Origin of the sequence: Paenibacillus terrae HPL-003, from assembly GCF_000235585.1 — a bacterium.
Classification (GTDB): Bacteria; Bacillota; Bacilli; order Paenibacillales; family Paenibacillaceae; genus Paenibacillus; species Paenibacillus terrae_B.
Window position 1 is genome coordinate 1 of sequence record NC_016641.1, and the last position, 20302, is coordinate 20302.

Consider the following 20302-nt stretch of genomic DNA (forward strand, 5'->3'; position numbering starts at 1 on the left):
AAATCAATTGCGGGGACAGGATTTGAACCTGTGACCTTCGGGTTATGAGCCCGACGAGCTACCGAACTGCTCCACCCCGCGACAGTAAAAAGAATTGCTTATAAGAATATGAATGGTGGAGGCTGAGGGGCTCGAACCCCCGACCCTCTGCTTGTAAGGCAGATGCTCTCCCAGCTGAGCTAAGCCTCCATACTATGACCCGTAGGGGAATCGAACCCCTGTTACCTCCGTGAAAGGGAGGTGTCTTAACCGCTTGACCAACGGGCCATATAATAAATAATATCTGGCGGAGAGAGAGGGATTCGAACCCTCGAGACGCTTTTGGCGCCTACACGATTTCCAATCGTGCTCCTTCGGCCAACTCGGACACCTCTCCATATGGCTCCCCGAACAGGACTCGAACCTGTGACAACTCGATTAACAGTCGAGTGCTCTACCAACTGAGCTATCAGGGAATAGTAATCATAAAGATTTGCTTGGCGACGTCCTACTCTCCCAGGACCCTGCGGTCCAAGTACCATCGGCGCTGGAGGGCTTAACGGTCGTGTTCGGGATGGGTACGTGTGGAACCCCTCCGCTATCGCCACCAAACATGAATTTGTTAAACAAATTCTATCGTATGGATATTCGGTTCATCACGAATCGTGTGAATGAATAGCCATGCGCTTTTCGTATGTATCTTCTACATACCTTCAAGGTATTACACCCTGAAAACTGGATCCGAAACTCAATTTGCGTTTTATTCTTAGGATAAGCCCTCGACCGATTAGTATTGGTCAGCTCCATGCATTACTGCACTTCCACCCCCAACCTATCTACCTCGTCGTCTTCAAGGGGTCTTACATACTGGGAAATCTCATCTTGAGGGGGGCTTCACGCTTAGATGCTTTCAGCGCTTATCCCTTCCGTACATAGCTACCCAGCGGTGCTCCTGGCGGAACAACTGGTACACCAGCGGTACGTCCATCCCGGTCCTCTCGTACTAAGGACAGCTCCTCTCAAATTTCCTACGCCCACGACAGATAGGGACCGAACTGTCTCACGACGTTCTGAACCCAGCTCGCGTACCGCTTTAATGGGCGAACAGCCCAACCCTTGGGACCTACTTCAGCCCCAGGATGCGATGAGCCGACATCGAGGTGCCAAACCTCCCCGTCGATGTGGACTCTTGGGGGAGATAAGCCTGTTATCCCCAGGGTAGCTTTTATCCGTTGAGCGATGGCCCTTCCATGCGGTACCACCGGATCACTAAGCCCGACTTTCGTCCCTGCTCGACTTGTAGGTCTCGCAGTCAAGCTCCCTTCTGCCTTTGCACTCTTCGAATGATTTCCAACCATTCTGAGGGAACCTTGGGGCGCCTCCGTTACTCTTTAGGAGGCGACCGCCCCAGTCAAACTGCCCACCTGACACTGTCCTCGTACCGGATCACGGTACCAAGTTAGAACCTAGATACGATCAGGGTGGTATCCCAAGGATGCCTCCTCTCAAGCTGGCGCTCAAGTCTCTTAGGCTCCCACCTATCCTGTACAGATCGTACCCAAATTCAATATCAAGCTGCAGTAAAGCTCCATGGGGTCTTTCCGTCTTGTCGCGGGTAACCTGCATCTTCACAGGTATTAAAATTTCACCGGATCTCTCGTTGAGACAGCGCCCAAGTCGTTACGCCATTCGTGCGGGTCAGAATTTACCTGACAAGGAATTTCGCTACCTTAGGACCGTTATAGTTACGGCCGCCGTTTACTGGGGCTTCGGTTCATAGCTTCGCCCTAAAAGGACTTACCACTCCCCTTAACCTTCCAGCACCGGGCAGGCGTCAGCCCGTATACTTCGCCTTGCGGCTTCGCACAGACCTGTGTTTTTGCTAAACAGTCGCTTGGGCCTTTTCACTGCGGCCCCCTCGGGCTATTCACCCTACCGAGGCACCCCTTCTCCCGAAGTTACGGGGTCATTTTGCCGAGTTCCTTAACGAGAGTTCTTCCGCGCGCCTTAGAATTCTCTTCTCGCCTACCTGTGTCGGTTTGCGGTACGGGCACCTTCTCCTGGCTAGAGGCTTTTCTTGGCAGTCTGAGATCATGACCTTCGCTACTACAATTTTCGCTCCCCATCACAGCCCAGCCTTAACGATGTGCGGATTTGCCTACACATCAGCCTCACTGCTTAGACGGACATCCATCAGTCCGCGTCACTACCCTACTGCGTCACCCCATCGCTCATAGCGGATTACGGTGGTACAGGAATTTCGACCTGTTGTCCTTCGACTACGCCTTTCGGCCTCGCCTTAGGTCCCGACTTACCCTGAGCGGACGAACCTTCCTCAGGAACCCTTAGGCTTTCGGCGGATCTGATTCTCACAGATCTTTTCGTTACTCATACCGGCATTCTCACTTGAATGCAGTCCAGCGCTCCTTCCGGTACACCTTCAACCCGCATTCAACGCTCCCCTACCCCTGATACCTAAGTATCAAGCCATAGCTTCGGTGGCGTGTTTAGCCCCGTTACATTTTCGGCGCAGAGTCACTCGACCAGTGAGCTATTACGCACTCTTTCAATGGTGGCTGCTTCTAAGCCAACATCCTGGTTGTCTGTGCAACTCCACATCCTTTCCCACTTAACACACACTTGGGGACCTTAGCTGATGGTCTGGGCTGTTTCCCTTTCGACAATGGATCTTAGCACTCACTGTCTGACTCCCGGAACCAAGTCTATGGCATTCGGAGTTTGACTGAGCTTGGTAACCCTTGCGGGCCCCGCACCCAATCAGTGCTCTACCTCCACGACTCTTATTCCGAGGCTAGCCCTAAAGCTATTTCGGGGAGAACCAGCTATCTCCGGGTTCGATTGGAATTTCTCCGCTACCCCCACCTCATCCCCGCATTTTTCAACATGCGTGGGTTCGGGCCTCCAGTGCGTGTTACCGCACCTTCACCCTGGACAGGGGTAGATCACCCGGTTTCGGGTCTACGTCCACGTACTCAAGATCGCCCTATTCAGACTCGCTTTCGCTACGGCTTCAGCTCTTCACCTTAACCTTGCACGGGAACGTAACTCGCCGGTTCATTCTACAAAAGGCACGCCATCACCCCTAAAATGGGCTCTGACTTCTTGTAAGCACACGGTTTCAGGATCTATTTCACTCCCCTTCCGGGGTGCTTTTCACCTTTCCCTCACGGTACTGCTTCACTATCGGTCGCCAGGGAGTATTTAGCCTTGGCAGATGGTCCTGCCGGATTCATACGGGGTTTCACGTGCCCCGCACTACTCGGGATCCGTCTCGGAGGGAACGGGTTTTGAACTACAGGGCTTTTACCTTCTCTGGCGGGCCTTTCCAGACCTCTTCATCTAACCGGTTCCTTTGTAACTCCATGTGAGACGTCCCACAACCCCAAGGAGCAAGCTCCTTGGTTTGGGCTAATCCGCGTTCGCTCGCCGCTACTGACGGAATCACTATTGTTTTCTCTTCCTCAGGGTACTTAGATGTTTCAGTTCCCCTGGTATGCCTCTATTCTGCCTATGTATTCAGCAGAAAGTGACTGTCGATGAAGACAGCCGGGTTTCCCCATTCGGACATCCCCGGATCAAAGCTTGCTTACAGCTCCCCGAGGCTTTATCGTTGTTCGCCACGTCCTTCGTCGGCTCCTGGCGCCTAGGCATCCTCCGTGTGCTCTTTGTAGCTTAACCTAGCATTTACAAAGTAAATGCGATTTGTTTTGAATTTCGGTTCATCACCGTAGTGTGAATGAAATTCAAAACAGCTACCTTTATTTCACTTGTTTACACAAGATCAGCGTAAAGGAATATTCTAAAACGCAATTTCGTTTCGGTATCCAGTTTTCAAGGTGCAATTCGCTTCAAGGAAGCGAAACCCGATGAATATTTCGGTTCCACACAGATGTGTGAATGAAACATTCGTCGAAGCTTGAGAGTTTGAGCTCTCAAAACTGAGCAACGAGTGAGTAACAGGCCTAAACCTGAGTTTTGAAGCTTACGCTTCATATTTGAATGTTTCCATTGCAGGAAACGATTCTCCATAGAAAGGAGGTGATCCAGCCGCACCTTCCGATACGGCTACCTTGTTACGACTTCACCCCAATCATCTACCCCACCTTCGGCGGCTGGCTCCCTTGCGGGTTACCCCACCGACTTCGGGTGTTGTAAACTCTCGTGGTGTGACGGGCGGTGTGTACAAGACCCGGGAACGTATTCACCGCGGCATGCTGATCCGCGATTACTAGCAATTCCGACTTCATGCAGGCGAGTTGCAGCCTGCAATCCGAACTGAGACCGGCTTTTCTAGGATTCGCTCCAGATCGCTCTTTCGCTTCCCGTTGTACCGGCCATTGTAGTACGTGTGTAGCCCAGGTCATAAGGGGCATGATGATTTGACGTCATCCCCACCTTCCTCCGGTTTGTCACCGGCAGTCTGCTTAGAGTGCCCAGCTTGACCTGCTGGCAACTAAGCATAAGGGTTGCGCTCGTTGCGGGACTTAACCCAACATCTCACGACACGAGCTGACGACAACCATGCACCACCTGTCTCCCCTGTCCCGAAGGAAAGATCTATCTCTAGACCGATCAGGGGGATGTCAAGACCTGGTAAGGTTCTTCGCGTTGCTTCGAATTAAACCACATACTCCACTGCTTGTGCGGGTCCCCGTCAATTCCTTTGAGTTTCAGTCTTGCGACCGTACTCCCCAGGCGGAATGCTTAATGTGTTAACTTCGGCACCAAGGGTATCGAAACCCCTAACACCTAGCATTCATCGTTTACGGCGTGGACTACCAGGGTATCTAATCCTGTTTGCTCCCCACGCTTTCGCGCCTCAGCGTCAGTTACAGCCCAGAGAGTCGCCTTCGCCACTGGTGTTCCTCCACATATCTACGCATTTCACCGCTACACGTGGAATTCCACTCTCCTCTTCTGCACTCAAGCTCCCCAGTTTCCAGTGCGACCCGAAGTTGAGCCTCGGGATTAAACACCAGACTTAAAGAGCCGCCTGCGCGCGCTTTACGCCCAATAATTCCGGACAACGCTTGCCCCCTACGTATTACCGCGGCTGCTGGCACGTAGTTAGCCGGGGCTTTCTTCTCAGGTACCGTCACTCTTATAGCAGTTACTCTACAAGACGTTCTTCCCTGGCAACAGAGCTTTACGATCCGAAAACCTTCATCACTCACGCGGCGTTGCTCCGTCAGGCTTTCGCCCATTGCGGAAGATTCCCTACTGCTGCCTCCCGTAGGAGTCTGGGCCGTGTCTCAGTCCCAGTGTGGCCGATCACCCTCTCAGGTCGGCTACGCATCGTCGCCTTGGTAGGCCTTCACCCCACCAACTAGCTAATGCGCCGCAGGCCCATCCATCAGTGACAGATTGCTCCGTCTTTCCTCCTCTCCCCATGCAGGGAAAGGATGTATCCGGTATTAGCTACCGTTTCCGGTAGTTATCCCAGTCTGATGGGCAGGTTGCCTACGTGTTACTCACCCGTCCGCCGCTAGGTTAGGTTAAAAGCAAGCTTTTAACCTAACCCCGCTCGACTTGCATGTATTAGGCACGCCGCCAGCGTTCGTCCTGAGCCAGGATCAAACTCTCCATTAAAGACCAACCGAAGTTGGTTTATAGAAAGAGCGATTCGCTCATTTTGAAACTGACGAGATAAAATATCTCTTTTACACTCTGATTTCATACAACCTTGCGGTATGTACCGAAATCTTTGTGGTTGATTTTGCGAACAAAATCATTTACTCACTCGTTGTTCAGTTTTCAAAGATCAAACCTGCATTATGTCTTGCTTTTGTTCCCACTTCGTTTCACCACCGCATCTCAGCGGCGACTTAAATAATATATCATGTTTCCTAAGGCTTTGCAACACTTTTTTTTCAAGAGAATTTTTTGAACATTTTCATTCTGCTTCGTGTTGCTAACTATCTCAGAAAAGACAGCTATAAGAATATATCATATTCTACTGTTACTTAGCAACATCTTTTTTCATTCGGGCTTCTATGCCGAAATTCGCTCACCTCTAATCAAAAAGAAAAGACTGTCATTCCGTTTCCGAGGAATAACAGTCTTTTTATTTTACATTTCACTCTTTTGGGTCAATCATAAGCTGATCTCACCTTCATAGAGCTTATCTCTACTTTAAATTCTCTTTTGTCAGTCCTTAATCCAGGGATTTTTGCGAGAGCGGGGACTACGGGCAGTGGAATGGGAAGCAGTTGCTACCGTCTTGCGGGAGTTTTGATTTTTAGCAGTACCATTTTTACCTGAAACCTTGGCTTTGGATGTCTCTTCTTTGGCTGTATTGCCTGAGATATCTTTCTCCTTGCCTTTACGCACGTTGCTATCTTTATGTTTGGGAGAAGAGTTAACTTCGTTTTGGGATCCAATATTCAAATTTTCGCCGTTTCCCTGTGTTCCGGAGAAAGCTGGTACTGATTCCACGTTCCCCTCCCGGCAGCCGCAGTCAGGCAAAAACATATAGGGAGTCGTATACCCCTCTAATGGATTCACAGGTGCATTCTCATGGGAGAACGGATGATGCGGGAGATTCGCGGACTGTTGCCCTTGTAACTGGCTATAGTCCGATACATACCCGCCCATAGGCAAGCCGTGATGGGGGGATCCCCATTCATGGCCCCACTGACTGCCTTGGACTGCACTCTCAGGATGCTGCGGGTAACCTTGATGGATAAATGGAGGATAGACAGGGTAGGATGTATTCTCAGCTGCTTCATAGCTTGGATGATATCCCGGGCACATGCAGTCCGGATAGACAGGATATGGTGTCGGTTGAACATGTATAGGCGATGTTTGTACAGGTCCCCAACTCCATGGGTGCTCACAGTCTTGCTGATATTCCTGGTTGGGAGCTACCGAAGGAGCCCATTGCTCTACAAAGGAAGTATTTACGGGCGCATTCCCCCATGGCTGGGCAACCCCAATGCCTGGATACCATGAGTTTGGTCCCATATTTGTTGGTGAGTTGTAATCATGCGTTGACTGCTGCATCGGCCATTGGGAATTTGTCGCTGGCTCCGAGTTCGCGCAACCGCAAAATTTCTCAATTACAGGTTTCAGTTCAACATTTTCAGGCAGCTGCTGTTTGGGTTGAACTGGTTGCGAAGCTATAGGTTGAGGAGGAGCAGGGTTTATGGGCGCCATTGGAATTTCGGGCATTTTCAATTCAGGCAGCTTGGGAACGTTCACTATTTCCTTAGGCTGGTTCACCTGCTCTTTTGGGATTGGTGTGTTTTCTGGCTCGGGCTGAGTCAGCTCCGCTTTAGGTTGAGTCTGTTCTGCCTTGGTCTGGGGTAGGTTTTCGTTTTCGTTTTCATTATTTGCGGTTGGTGCAGGTGCCTCTGATTCAGGCTGTGTTGGCTCTTGTTTGACACCTGTGTTCTTCTTTTGATTCGAAGCAGGACTGTTCGCCTCGCCTTTGTATTGAGGAATATTGACGGTTTCCCCGACCAGTAGAGCGTTCGGGTTTTTAAGTTGGGAATTGGCATCAATAATTAGTTTGAGCGGGACTCCCCATGCCTTGGACAACTTCCACAATGAATCACCCTGCTTGACTTTGTGCTGATAAACCGTTGATGGCTGTTCTTGCATCGCAACAGGGTCTGCCGGAATTTTGATTTTCTCGCCGATACTTAACTGATTTGGGTCAGCCAATTGGGGATTGGCCGCAATAACTTTTTCCAGTGACACATTATATTTCTGGGCAAGCAAGTACAGTGTGTCGCCTTTCTTGACGATGTGTATTTTCACAGGTCACAAACCTCCTAGACATTCGTTCGGGCAGGATAGGGTAAACGCCCGGCTTCTGTTATTACATCCTATGCACTTCCCGGGCGAATGACCCCATACAAACAAAAAAATCCTCTCAACCGAATCCCCTTGCGGGCATCCAGTCAAAAGGATCCACTATTTTTAGTCCTGCCACACTTTATAGCCGTCTTGATCCACGATCTTGCGGAACTCGGCCAGTAGCTCCAAAGTCACCGGACCCGCAACTCCAGAACCAATCGTACGACCATCAACCTCATAAGCAGCAATAACTTCTGCAGCAGTTCCCGTAAAGAACACCTCATCAGCGACATACACATCATGCAGCGTAAAAGGCTGTTCCTTGAGCGCATAACCGAGTTCAGCACACAAGTCGATAATAGCATTACGCGTGATACCCTCAAGCGCTCCCAGATAGCAAGGCGGCGTATACAGAACTCCGTTTTTGACGATAAAAATATTGTCCGCGGAACCTTCCGTCACATATCCTTGAGAATTTAGCATAATAGCCTCGCCCACACCAGCATAGTTTGACTGGATTTTCACCAGGATGTTGTTGAGGTAATTCAACGATTTGATTTTCGGATTCAAAGCATCTGGAATGTTGCGACGCTGAGAGACGGAAATCGTCTTTAGCCCGGTCAGATAAGCTTCCTCGGGGTAGATGGCGAGTTGCTCCACGATAATGATAACACTTGCTTTCGGACAGCGAAGAGGATCAAGCCCAAGATTTCCCGCACCACGCGATACAACCAAGCGAATGTATCCGTTACGCATTTCATTAAGACGGATTGTTTCCGCCATCGCTTCCAGCATTTCGTCAGGAGACAGCGGAATGTTTAACTGAATGGATTTTGCTGAATCGTACAGACGGTCCAAGTGCTCTTTGCATTTAAAAATATTACCGTTGTAAATTCGGATGCCTTCAAATATCCCGTCCCCGTACAAAAAACCATGATCATATACCGAAACCTTTGCATTTTCCTTAGTTACATGCTGTCCATCTAGATAAATCCATTGCTCTGCCATTAAGAACCGCACCTCCAATTATTGTTCTTCTAAAATAGGTTCTACTACTTCAACATACTTGTAGCTTGGATAGGAACCAAGGATACGCACGTGGCATCCCAAAGCCTCAATCTCTGCAAATGCTGCGGGAAGCAGGACCGAATCCAGAGATTCCAAAATTTCAATGTAAAAATAGTAGTTTCCCAGTTGTTTTTTGGTCGGGCGCGATTCAATCCGTGACAGATTCAACCTGCGCCACGCAAATGCGGATAATACCTGATGCAACGCCCCCGGAAAATCCTGCGGAGGTGTCACCAAAATACTAGTCCGCTGACCTTCAGGTTTACGCGGGAGGCTGATAGGCTGATGACCGATCAGGACAAAGCGGGTAAAGTTATTATCGTGATCCGTCACCTTGCCGGCCAAAATATCCAATCCGTGCTTGGAAGCCGCGAGCTTGGTTCCCAAAGCAGTCCAGCCTTTGCCCGGGTTATGTTTAACAATTTCGACGGCTTCCGCCGTACTTCCTGCACTCTCCAGCTCAGCCTGAGCAGCCGTAGTCTGTATGAACTCCTTACACTGCGGAAGTGCTACGGGATGAGACATAATTTTGACCACTTTGCTTAAATCCAGCTCGCCCTGGTCATTGGTAAATTCACTGCGGTATCCAATGAGGTTTTGAATAGAAGGGTATACCCATTCCGCCTGCATCTGAATGTCCACTTCATGTACAAGCCAATCCATATGCAGACTTACAGAGCCATCAATTGTATTCTCAATCGGAATTACGCTGTAGTCAGCCTTTCCCTTGTCCACAGCCTGAAATACATCTGCTATATACTTATAAAACAGCAATTCATAGGGCGTATCCCCTATCAAATACCGAATCGCTTCATGGGAAACGGTCCCTTCCGGAAGAAGTGCAATTCGTTTCATATCGTAACCTCTCCTTTAATCATGTCCATAAAAGGAATCTCTTTCTTATCAGTATATACTTTAACGCCTTCACTCTCTGGGTGCAATTTTAAAACAGATGCAGTGATTCCTTCCTTGCTCATCGTTTCGGTTAAATACTGTTCCAGTTCAGATCTCCGGTTTTCCCGACGATCCGCCAATGCCAGCAATGTCGGTCCAGCTCCGCTGAGAGCCACCCCCAAAGCACCATAATGGTGCGCTTCCTGCAAAATCTCCGTCATACCCGGCACAAGCGCCGCCCGATAAGGCTGGTGAAGCCGATCCTGCATCGCCTCGGCGATCAAATCGGTTCGGCCTGATGCCAATGCCGCTACGAGCATCGAAGCATGGCTCACATTATATACGGCATCTTTCAGGGATACATGCGCGGGTAGAACTTCTCTAGCCTTGGAGGTAGACAATTGGAAATCTGGAATGACTACCAAAACCTCCAGATTTGCATCCGGCTCAAGCCGTAAATGCTTGGCATGTTCGCCATCCCACATCGCTGTAATAATGCCGCCAAACATAGAGGCTCCCACATTGTCAGGATGCTTTTCAATAGCACTTGCCATGTCAAACAGCTTGGAAGCTGGTAGAGGTGAGCCGATCAGCGTATTTGCAGCCACAAGCGAACCCACAATGGCTGAAGCACTACTACCTAAACCACGGGTAAGTGGAATATCCGAATACATCGAAATATCCAGCTCAGGAACTGGTACTCCAGCCTCCTGAAAAACCATTTGTGCTACTTTATAAATCAGATTCGTTTTATCCTGGGGAATGCCGTTCATTTCGTCCCCGTATAAATGGAAAGCCGTCTGTCCGGTTTCTTTCAATTCAACCCATGCATACAAGGATAACGCCATGCCCAGTGTATCAAAACCGGGGCCTAAATTGGCGGTACTTGCAGGCACACGCACTCTTGCTGTTTTTAAAACAGTCATACAAACAATTCCCCCTGCTTTTTTTGAACTACCCCTCAACCCGATACACACTCTTGATGCGGCGAATTACATCCAGAGATTCAAAATGCTCCAGAACCTTTTTCATACTCGCCTTACTGGCCAAATGGGTAACGATAATAATTTCAGCATTTGGATTGACCTCATTTGGCTGTTGCACTACAGATGCCAGACTGACGTCGAATTCAGCAAATACCTGTGTGATCTGCGCCAATACTCCGGCCTTATCATCTACATGCAGAAGTACGAAGTTTTTGAAATACACGTCCTCGTCACTGCTGATCTTTTTGGGGTTATAAGGCACGATGGCCTTAAGCCCATTCACGCCGAGCTTGAGGTTCTTCACTACAGCCACCAGATCGGCCACAACCGATGTAGCTGTCGGCATTTCTCCTGCGCCCGCACCGTAGAACATGGTTTCACCCACAGCTTCACCGTGTACATAAACCGCGTTGAATACCCCGTTCACCGAGGCCAAAGGATGCTGCTTACGAACCATCGTCGGCTGAACGTTGATTGTAAATTCATCACCCTGACGCTCCGCAATGCCAAGCAGCTTCATTTCATAGCCCAATGTTTTGGCAAAAGCGATATCTTCACTGGATACCTTTGAAATACCAGTAACACTTACGTCCTTAAGCTCTACATCGGAGCGGAAGCCGAGCGTTCCGAGGATAGCCATTTTTCGGGCAGCATCCAGTCCCTCCACGTCTGAAGTCGGATCGGATTCTGCGTATCCAAGCTTCTGTGCTTCCTTGAGAACTTCCTCGTAAGAAGCCCCCTCCTGACTCATTTTGGTTAAAATGAAATTGGTTGTACCGTTCACAATCCCCATAATACGAGTAATGCGATCGGAGGAGAAGCCTTCAATCAGCGTACGAATAATCGGAATACCGCCCGCTACACTTGCTTCATAAAAAATATCACACTGCTTTTCCTGCGCCTTCGCCAGTACTTCAGAGCCGTGCAGAGCCATTAAGTCCTTGTTCGCTGTTACGATATGCTTGCCGCGCTCCAGCGCTTCCAGAATGTACTTCTTCGTCTGATCCACGCCACCCATGACTTCGATAATAACATCAATCTCGGGATCACGAATGACCTCCCACGGATCCTCTGTAAGCTTGGTGGGATCTACTTCAATGGAACGATATTTTTCTATATTTTTCACTGCTATTTTCTCAATAATGATCGGCGAACCGACTTGTCTGCTCAGATCTTCCTGATTTCCTTCCACGATTCGAACGACTCCCGTTCCTACCGTTCCTAACCCTAACAATCCTACTTTGACCGGTTTCATCCATTCCCCTCCTACTAACTATATCTAATGAGCTTTATAGCTCTTAACCTTGCCCGATCAGGCGAACGCGCTTAACACCGGAAATAGTCTCCAGGCCCTCCAGCAGAACCCCTAGCTCTTCACTGAGCCTGGACATTTCTACCGAAATGACTACATTGGCTCTGCCTTGCAGCGGAATGCTCTGCTGGATTGTTAGCACATTGCCCCCGTAATCTGCCACCCTGCCAAGAACTCTCGACAGCATGCCGGATTGATGCTCCAAATCAATAGAGATATTGACAATTCGCTCACGCTCCAGTTGGTTGACCAAATGAATGCCATCCTTATATTTATAAAAGGCGCTTCGACTTAGTCCGACTTGCTCCACGGCGTCATGCACGGTTTTAACATCTCCCGAAGCAAGCAGCAGCTTGACCTGGATCGTCTTAACGATAGCTTCAGGCAAAATATCTTCCCGTACCAAGTAATAGCGCTCTTTCACGAACGTCCTCTCCTCAAAGACTTATGTTTTTGTATAGAGGACATTATATCGAAACTCCTGACAATCGGCAAGCTAACGGTACAAAAAAAACGGCTACTGCCGTCTATAGAGTTTCCTATAGCGTAGTAACCGTCCATACTTCAGACAAGTTTTTCATTTTTAATAATAGCTGCTGCCTTCCACGAATTCAAACTCGAAATCGGCAATGCGTACAGGCGTTCCATCAACGGCACCACGCTTGCGCAGCTCAGCATCCACACCCATGTGGCGCAATGTTCTTGCTAACTTTAAAATCGCATCGTGTGAATTCAGCTGCATACGCTTCATCATGCGCTCGATTTTGACACTGTGCACCACGAATGTATCGTTTTCACGTACAATGGTAAACCCTTCATCCTCTGCCTTATCCAGCTTAAACACCTTACGTTCATTCACTTCCGCTACTTCCTCAACAACTGGCTCGTCCGGTATTTGATCCAACAGATCAGCAGCTCGATAGAGCAATTCCTTTACGCCTTGGCGTGTCAACGAGGAAATGGGCATAATTTCGAGATCTGGACGAACAGAAGCGATTTGCTCCTTGAATTGAGCCAGATTTTCTTCCGATTCCGGCATATCCATTTTATTCGCCGCCACAATTTGTGGACGCTCAGCTAATGCCGCGTTATATTGCTTTAATTCATCGTTGATTTTAGTCCAATCCTCAAACGGATCACGCCCCTCAGAACCCGCCATATCAACGACGTGAATAATAATACGTGTCCGTTCAATGTGCCGCAGGAATTCATGTCCCAGTCCTATGCCTTCATGAGCTCCCTCAATCAATCCAGGCAGATCGGCCATAACAAAGTTGCGATGTTCGCCTACATCCACAACCCCCAAATTCGGGGTAATCGTTGTAAAGTGGTACGCGCCAATCTTAGGTTTTGCAGAGGAGACAACTGACAGCAATGTGGATTTCCCTACGCTAGGGAAACCTACCAAGCCTACGTCGGCCATTACTTTAAGCTCAAGGGTAATATAACGTTCCTGTCCCTCTCCGCCATTCTCAGCCAGCTCAGGCGCTGGATTGTTTGGTGTGGCAAAACGGATATTTCCTCGCCCTCCACGTCCGCCTTTGGCCACGATGACCTGCTGACCATGACGTGTCATATCTGCCACTACTTCACCCGTATCATCATCCATGATGACTGTACCCGGAGGTATGCGTACGATCATATGATCCGCATTGGCTCCATGCTGGCTTTTGTTGCGGCCCTTTTCTCCACGTTTAGCTTTAAAATGCCGCTGGTACCGAAAATCCATTAAGGTACGCAAACCTTCATCGACGCGGAAAATCACGTCTCCACCGTTACCTCCGTCACCGCCACCAGGGCCGCCTTCAGGAACGTATTTCTCACGGCGAAACGCAATCAGCCCGTCTCCACCGTCCCCGCCCTTAACAAAAATCTTTGCTTTATCTACAAACATGGTTACACCTTCCTTATGTCTGACACTGCATCCGAATTTGAAGCATTTCTCCCGTAGGAAGCTTCTCTGCTCGAATGCGTTCACTTCCGTGTCCGGATCTGACCTGCTTTAACAAATTCAAATCAGTAGGTACGTCACTGCCTTCAAACCGGACGATAACATCATTCTGATCCATACCGAAATAAAGTGTCAATCTGCGCACTTCTCCCCAGGACGACCGGCCCCCGCCATATTGATACGCACGTACCGTTTCTATGACGGCCGAGGCAAGCGACTCGCCGTCTTCGGGAGACATGACAGCGTCCAACTTTAAATGATCCTCAACCTGAACCATCAACTGTAAATTTCCGGCGTTCACGCGAAAAGATTGCAAATAAAACACCAGCGAGGGAATACCCAGCTTAGATATTTTACTGTCCTCCGCCACGCGCCCTTTTATTATTTCCACATAAGCAGCCGATTTATCATGCTTATTCATACGAATATAGCCATAAAGCACCTGCAAGTCATTCATCCAGTCATGCCGGTGATGATTGAGAGCTGCGATAGCCGTACGCTCCAAAGAACGCAAAGCAGCTTTCCGCTCAGCTTCAACCTGTCTCTGTATATACCACATGCTAAAGCAGGCGGCAATAACAGACCACGCGGCTAATATGATAATCGTTAGTGCTGCAGGATAGAGCAGTGAAAAAACCAAAGGAATCAGAATGGAACCCAACGCCAGATGAGGCGCTCTTATCCGCTGGAACATGGCTTCTCTCCGTTCTGCGATAATTAAAATGGATTAATGAAGAACCTTAATCCAGTATAGCACAGACTGACTTTCCAGTTCATTACCATCATACAAAAAAGCCTCCGACAAAATTGCCGGAGGCTTTTCAGCGTGTCTAAGCCGCTATTAAGCTTCTACAGTAGCTGCTACTGGAGCAACGTCGATCGGGTAGATGCTCACCTTTTTGCGATCACGGCCCCAACGTTCGAACTTCACAACGCCGTCCACTTTCGCGAACAGAGTGTCGTCCTTACCGATGCCCACGTTCGTGCCCGGGTGAATTTTCGTTCCGCGTTGACGAACCAGGATGCTACCGCCGGTAACTGCTTGACCGTCAGCACGTTTCACGCCAAGACGTTTCGATTGACTGTCACGTCCGTTTTTCGTGGAACCTACACCTTTTTTCGATGCGAATAATTGAAGATCCAATGTCAATTTCAACATGATGTCTACCTCCTTCTTTGTTTATTTTCTATTTGAATATACTTACCGTATGATTCGGCAATACTTGTCAGCATAATCACCATGGATTCCAGCAACAGTTGTACCTGTGCGTTCACATCATGATGGACTTCAGGGGGAAGATACGCGCTCAAAAAGCCGTTGTTCATTTCCGATTCCATATCAACGTTTGTAAGAGCTTCAATCGAATTGACAGTTCCTACAGTTACCGCTGATACACCAGCACATACGATATCCTCACCAGATTTGGCATAATTCGCATGGCCTTTAATGGAAAATCCCTGTATGCTGCCATCCTCCAGTCGTGTAATACGCACGATAATCACTTATCGCACCCTCTTACGCTTGGATTTTTCCAATCGTCACTTTCGTGTACGGTTGACGATGACCTTGCTTCACATGGTAGTTCTTTTTAGGTTTGTATTTATATACAATGACCTTTTGGCCTTGACCATGTTTCTCAACTGTAGCTGTTACAGTAGCTCCAGATAGAAGCGGTGTACCTGTTGTCAAGCCATTGTCGCTAGATACTGCCAGAACACGGTTGAACGTTACAGTTTCACCATCGGTAGCTTCCAACTTCTCAATGAACAATACATCGCCCTCTTGAACTTTGTATTGCTTACCACCTGTTTCAATAATTGCGTACATTTGCTTGCACCTCCTTATGTCTCAGACTCGCCTAATCGCAGGTGACAACTTCCCTAGGGATGCTGTACTTCAGTACCTGATTGGAGCGGTTACAGCATGTGCAGCCAATCTTACGCATGACACATACTAAATGATTATAGCATAAGCTTCGTCCACATTCAACCTATAGTTTAAAATGATTTGGGAAACGCAGCACCTTATAAAATCGTCTTCTCCTCACGCACCTTTTTTCGAGTCATTTCCAGAAGACCTAGCCGAGTCCAGCCAACGACATATGATTTGGTCCGGTCCTTTTTCATCCTTGACTCCAGCACAGAGGACACTTCACGGCGATTCTCCTCTTGTTCCATGTCAATAAAATCAATGATGATAATGCCCCCGATATCACGTACACGCACCAACCGGGCAATCTCTTCGGCCGCTTCGATGTTAGTCCGGGTCACCGTCTCTTCCAGATTGCTGCCCCCCGTAAATTTCCCTGTGTTCACATCAATGACGGTCAGTGCCTCTGTATGGTCGATGATAATATATCCGCCGCCCTGAAGCCATACTTTTCGCGCAAAATCACGTTCCAGTTGCTCATGAACGCCATAGGCTTTAAATATGGTCTCATCTGCACCTCGAAATATGCTCACATGAGCTTTCTCCGGACCGATTTGACGTAGTAATATTTCCGCTTCTTTTGCCTGTTCCTCACTGTCAATAATCAGCTCATCCTGCTCCGGTGTAAACACATCCCGAATCAAACGCTGGACGATGCTCAAATCCCGGTGCAGCTCACATGGAGCCGAGTGTTCAGTAGCTTTACGCTGAATGACTTTCCATTGCTGACGCAACTGGTTCAGGTCATTTTCAATCGCTTCTCTGCTCATTTCCTCCGAAACTGTACGGATAATGACTCCTTCTTCACCTGTTCGAAGCTGCTCTCCCATCGCTTTCAGGCGAGCCCGTTCTCCCTCACGCTCGATCTTTTTGGATACAGCCACATAATCGGCGCGAGGCATGTATACAATCCAGCGACCCGGAAGTGAAAAATGAGTGGTTACTCTGGCCCCTTTGCTACCCACGGCCTCTTTCAACACCTGTACTACAATTTCCTGTCCCACCTTCAACAGCTCGGAAATGGACGGCTTCACCTCAGGTTGCTTATCCAAATGGGCGTGAAGTACGTCATCCACATATAAAAAGGCATTCTTTCGCTGTCCAATGTCAACAAAGGCGGCTTGCATTCCCGGTAGTACATTGACAACTCTGGCTTTGAAAAAGGAACCCAGAATTCCCCGCTTTCGCGGCAATTCAGCTGCATATTCTACCAATCGTCCCTCTTCCAACAGTGCCATTTGGGTCATTTGCTGCTGGCATTGTACAATCATTTGCTTCATGGTTTTTCAACCTCTCTGGATACAGCCTCTTCCTCATCTCCATAAAAACTTCTAACTTTTCTATTTAGGTTTAGATTTTCCGCCATCCGGCGGGCGCGCTGCAAAATAAGAACGAATAAGGCGTTGCTCTGGCAATACGGCTACAATCCGTCCCTGCTCATTCATGACATAAACCATATGGTATCGGTCCCTTTTGAAAAGACGCAAAACAGGCTCCAAATGTTTCATAGGCAAGGATACAATTGGCAAGGCAATACTTCCCTTGGCCGCCTCGCGGTAAAAGAGCTCGTCCCTTCCCAGCAAAAAACGTATAAAACGATAGGGGATATTACGATAATCCACAATATTAGAATAAAGCAAAAAAATCCCTACCGCCAGCAGATTTAAATGCACAGGGCCATTTTGCCTTAATAACGGCGAAATACCATAGATACAAAATAGCAGGCTGGTCACAATGCTGGCTCGAAAAGTCCAAACTAGAGTACGGTGATACGGGATGAATAAGCTTATCAGCACCTGTATTATTTTCCCACCATCCAGTGGTAAGATCGGGAGCAGATTGAACAGTGCAATGACGGCATTTCCCTGAATCATATAGTTTATATATTCATGCCCCACCCCGCTCACATTTCTGAGCAATAGAAGGATGACAATCATAATTCCGTTTTGCAGAGGGCCAGCCAACGCAATGACAATCTCCTTCCACGCGTTGAGCTTTCCCTGATCGTCAATGACAGCCACCCCTCCAAAGGGTAGCATCTGTATGGTTAGTACCCGCGCCCCCAACAACGTGGCTGCTGTCGCATGCCCCAGCTCATGAATGAACACCAGCGTAAACAAAGTCATGATCTCGATAAAATGTCCTGTCAACACAGAGGTTAGCATCACCAGTACGAACAGTGGATGCAGAGACAAAGTCACACCCCGGACATTAATCAAGGGCTACCACTTCCGCCGGATCAATATACTGATTTCCTCTCTGCACCGCAAAAAACAGAGTCGCCGCCTCACTGCCACTATGGCCTGCTGGCAGCACACCGACCTCGTCCCCCTCCTGGACCCAATCATTCACCTTTAAGGTAGAGCGGGATAGACGTCCGTACGTTACCGTAATACCGCCAGTGTGACGAATCGTAATTGTAATTCCACTTTCCGGGTGATTGAATATGTCCAGCACGCGTCCCGCATCTATACTTTTAACAGCGATTGCCCCATTACCAGCAGGATTGGGTACAATTTCCACTCCTTTGAGGCTTAGCGCAAACGGCTGTGTTATATTCCCTTGAATTGGCGGAGAAACTTTGCGGACTGCGTTCACCTTGTGTGTTTCAGACTCCTCTCCAAAGATCGGTAAAAAGGACGGGGCCCCATCGAAATAAGTTTCATACCATTGTCCGGCGGCTGCAAAATCCATGTCCTTATTTAAGGCATCCGCGATAAACATTCTCAAATTGACGGCATAGGGAACATCCCAGCGAAATAATCCCCACACCATTCCAAACAGCACTGTAGCGAGCACAGACCTGCGCCAAAAAGAAACCCAAAAAGACGGACGCCGGTTCTCCCCAAAAGATTGCTGCCAGCGTTGTCGTTCATTTTTCCATTCGGTTTCCGGGTCTCTGGGCCGGTTGTTACTGACTGCTGGCATCGGCTTCATTTCCCTGTTCCTGTGCCTGTCCTGATTCATGCCTGAGGAATACTCTTCCGCTTTGTTTCTCGCGATCAGCTGCTGTATGCGTTCTTCTCTGCGCTGCTTGATTCCGGAGTTTTTATTCATCCTGTTCCAGCCCCCCAGCGAGGTATGTTTGGTACATCTTATGAGGACGGGCTTCAACTTATGTTGTCCGGTTCGGGATTACGCATCTGAAAATGAAAAAAATCCGACGCAAGCGCACCGGATGGTCTGTATGGCGGTTATATAGTGAGTCTGAAATTAAAATTCAGGATTTATAGAAGTTTAAAAAGACAAACCAAAAACACTTAAATAAGTTCATTACTTATTTAAGTGTTCGTTATTAAGAAGAAAGGACTACGCGGCTTAAAAAAGCTACAATTCTTCGTAGGAATCTTTCCTCTACATCCATCCCTTACTTAAAAACAGTGTAAAGATTGGCAGGCAGTAGCGAAGCGGGTAATTTTAATCTGAAGAAGCAAAGCGTTCGCCTTGGTCACGGGATTCTTACCACTGAATGTTTTACAAATAAAAGAATCCCGTGGCAACAGCGATCGTAAGATCAAATCACACGCGGAGCCGTCTCCCAGCCGTAATTCACTATTTTCTTCATCCACCCATACCAAAAAATTTCTTAAACCGAGTCATCACGCTTTTCTTCTGATCCAGCTGCATGAGCGGCACTGTGTCACCCAAAATCCGTCTAGCAATGTTACGATAGGCAATCGCTGCCTGTGAATCGGGATTCATGACGGTAGGCTCTCCTGTATTGGCTGACTTGATTACCATTTCATCATCCGGCACAATCCCAATGAGGTCTATGCTAAGCACTTGTAAAATGCCGTCAATATCCAGCATATCCCCGGATTTGACCATGCTGTTACGGATACGGTTAACCACTAGCTTCGGTGAGATCACATGCGAGCTTTCCAGCAATCCGATCACCCGGTCAGCATCACGCACAGCAGCGTTTTCCGGTGTCGTTACGACAATGGCCTGATCCGCCCCGGCAATGGCATTTTTGAAGCCCTGCTCAATACCCGCAGGACAGTCAATCAATATATATTCAAAATCCTTTTTAAGCTCCAAAATAATATCCTTAACCTGCTCCGGCGTTACGGCACTCTTGTCCTTGGTTTGAGCAGCAGGTAGCATATACAGCTCCTCAAAGCGCTTATCCTTGACCAGAGCCTGATTTAAACGGCAACGACCTTCCGCTACATCGACCAGATCATAAATAATCCGGTTTTCCAGACCCATAACAACATCCAGATTACGCAAGCCGATATCTGTATCCACCAAGCACACCTTTTTGCCGAGCAGTGCCAGCGCTGTTCCTATATTGGCTGACGTCGTCGTTTTGCCGACGCCGCCTTTTCCTGAAGTGACGACGATAGCCTCTCCCATGT

The 20302-nt window shown here is 48.5% G+C and carries 15 protein-coding genes, 5 tRNA genes, 3 rRNA genes and 1 other annotated feature; all 23 genes read right to left on the bottom strand.

What is annotated here, in order from left to right; all coding sequences use genetic code 11:
• Window positions 1-7 precede the first annotated feature (7 nt).
• A tRNA-Met gene (locus tag HPL003_RS00005) sits at window positions 8-81 on the bottom strand.
• 32 nt (window positions 82-113) lie between these two features.
• Window positions 114-189: transfer RNA gene (locus HPL003_RS00010), tRNA-Val, on the bottom strand.
• A gap of 6 nt (window positions 190-195) precedes the next feature.
• Window positions 196-267 (bottom strand) — tRNA-Glu (locus HPL003_RS00015).
• Between the two features lie 17 nt (window positions 268-284).
• Window positions 285-376: transfer RNA gene (locus tag HPL003_RS00020), tRNA-Ser, on the bottom strand.
• Between the two features lie 3 nt (window positions 377-379).
• Window positions 380-455, bottom strand: a tRNA-Asn gene (locus tag HPL003_RS00025).
• A gap of 19 nt (window positions 456-474) precedes the next feature.
• A 5S ribosomal RNA gene (rrf, locus tag HPL003_RS00030) occupies window positions 475-591 on the bottom strand.
• 155 nt (window positions 592-746) lie between these two features.
• Window positions 747-3678 (bottom strand): 23S ribosomal RNA (locus tag HPL003_RS00035).
• A gap of 353 nt (window positions 3679-4031) precedes the next feature.
• Window positions 4032-5589 (bottom strand): 16S ribosomal RNA (locus HPL003_RS00040).
• Together the 16S, 23S and 5S rRNA genes with 5 tRNA genes alongside form the textbook arrangement of a ribosomal RNA operon.
• A gap of 558 nt (window positions 5590-6147) precedes the next feature.
• The gene (locus HPL003_RS00045; protein WP_014277574.1) at window positions 6148-7761 is read right to left on the bottom strand and encodes a LysM peptidoglycan-binding domain-containing protein; all 1614 of its coding nucleotides are present in this window, start codon (window positions 7759-7761) and stop codon (window positions 6148-6150) included.
• Window positions 7762-7923: 162 nt separating this feature from the next.
• The gene (ilvE, locus tag HPL003_RS00050; RefSeq protein WP_014277575.1) at window positions 7924-8808 is read right to left on the bottom strand and encodes a branched-chain-amino-acid transaminase; all 885 of its coding nucleotides are present in this window, start codon (window positions 8806-8808) and stop codon (window positions 7924-7926) included.
• An 18-nt stretch (window positions 8809-8826) separates the two neighbouring features.
• Window positions 8827-9723 carry a prephenate dehydratase gene (gene pheA, locus HPL003_RS00055; RefSeq protein WP_014277576.1) on the bottom strand — a complete coding sequence of 299 codons (897 nt, stop codon included), beginning with the start codon at window positions 9721-9723 and terminating at the stop codon, window positions 8827-8829.
• Window positions 9720-10688: a homoserine kinase gene (thrB, locus tag HPL003_RS00060; RefSeq protein ID WP_014277577.1), complete on the bottom strand. Its 969-nt coding sequence runs from the start codon at window positions 10686-10688 to the stop codon at window positions 9720-9722. The genes pheA and thrB overlap by 4 nt, the downstream gene beginning before the upstream one ends.
• Before the next feature lie 28 nt (window positions 10689-10716).
• Window positions 10717-12003, bottom strand: a complete 1287-nt coding sequence (locus HPL003_RS00065) for a homoserine dehydrogenase (protein ID WP_014277578.1) — start codon at window positions 12001-12003, stop codon at window positions 10717-10719.
• A gap of 43 nt (window positions 12004-12046) precedes the next feature.
• Window positions 12047-12484: an ACT domain-containing protein gene (locus tag HPL003_RS00070; RefSeq protein ID WP_007431685.1), complete on the bottom strand. Its 438-nt coding sequence runs from the start codon at window positions 12482-12484 to the stop codon at window positions 12047-12049.
• A gap of 159 nt (window positions 12485-12643) precedes the next feature.
• Window positions 12644-13954: a GTPase ObgE gene (gene obgE / locus HPL003_RS00075; RefSeq protein ID WP_014277579.1), complete on the bottom strand. Its 1311-nt coding sequence runs from the start codon at window positions 13952-13954 to the stop codon at window positions 12644-12646.
• 13 nt (window positions 13955-13967) lie between these two features.
• Window positions 13968-14705 (bottom strand): Spo0B domain-containing protein, encoded by a 738-nt coding sequence (locus tag HPL003_RS00080; protein WP_014277580.1) that lies wholly within the window; start codon window positions 14703-14705, stop codon window positions 13968-13970.
• Between the two features lie 147 nt (window positions 14706-14852).
• Window positions 14853-15170, bottom strand: a complete 318-nt coding sequence (gene rpmA, locus HPL003_RS00085) for a 50S ribosomal protein L27 (protein ID WP_014277581.1) — start codon at window positions 15168-15170, stop codon at window positions 14853-14855.
• Window positions 15171-15175: 5 nt separating this feature from the next.
• Entirely contained in the window at window positions 15176-15514 is a 339-nt protein-coding gene (locus HPL003_RS00090) for a ribosomal-processing cysteine protease Prp (RefSeq protein ID WP_014277582.1), read from the bottom strand.
• A 13-nt stretch (window positions 15515-15527) separates the two neighbouring features.
• The gene (rplU, locus tag HPL003_RS00095) at window positions 15528-15839 is read right to left on the bottom strand and encodes a 50S ribosomal protein L21 (RefSeq protein WP_014277583.1); all 312 of its coding nucleotides are present in this window, start codon (window positions 15837-15839) and stop codon (window positions 15528-15530) included.
• A gap of 13 nt (window positions 15840-15852) precedes the next feature.
• Window positions 15853-15940 (bottom strand) — a sequence feature (ribosomal protein L21 leader region).
• Window positions 15941-16036: 96 nt separating this feature from the next.
• Window positions 16037-17221: an Rne/Rng family ribonuclease gene (locus HPL003_RS00100; protein WP_014277584.1), complete on the bottom strand. Its 1185-nt coding sequence runs from the start codon at window positions 17219-17221 to the stop codon at window positions 16037-16039.
• A gap of 60 nt (window positions 17222-17281) precedes the next feature.
• Entirely contained in the window at window positions 17282-18160 is an 879-nt protein-coding gene (locus HPL003_RS00105; protein WP_014277585.1) for a M50 family metallopeptidase, read from the bottom strand.
• Window positions 18153-18998 (bottom strand): M23 family metallopeptidase, encoded by an 846-nt coding sequence (locus HPL003_RS00110; protein ID WP_014277586.1) that lies wholly within the window; start codon window positions 18996-18998, stop codon window positions 18153-18155. The genes HPL003_RS00105 and HPL003_RS00110 overlap by 8 nt, the downstream gene beginning before the upstream one ends.
• Window positions 18999-19502: 504 nt before the next feature.
• On the bottom strand, window positions 19503-20300 hold the full coding sequence (minD, locus tag HPL003_RS00115) for a septum site-determining protein MinD (RefSeq protein ID WP_014277587.1): 798 nt from the start codon (window positions 20298-20300) through the stop codon (window positions 19503-19505).
• Window positions 20301-20302 lie beyond the last annotated feature (2 nt).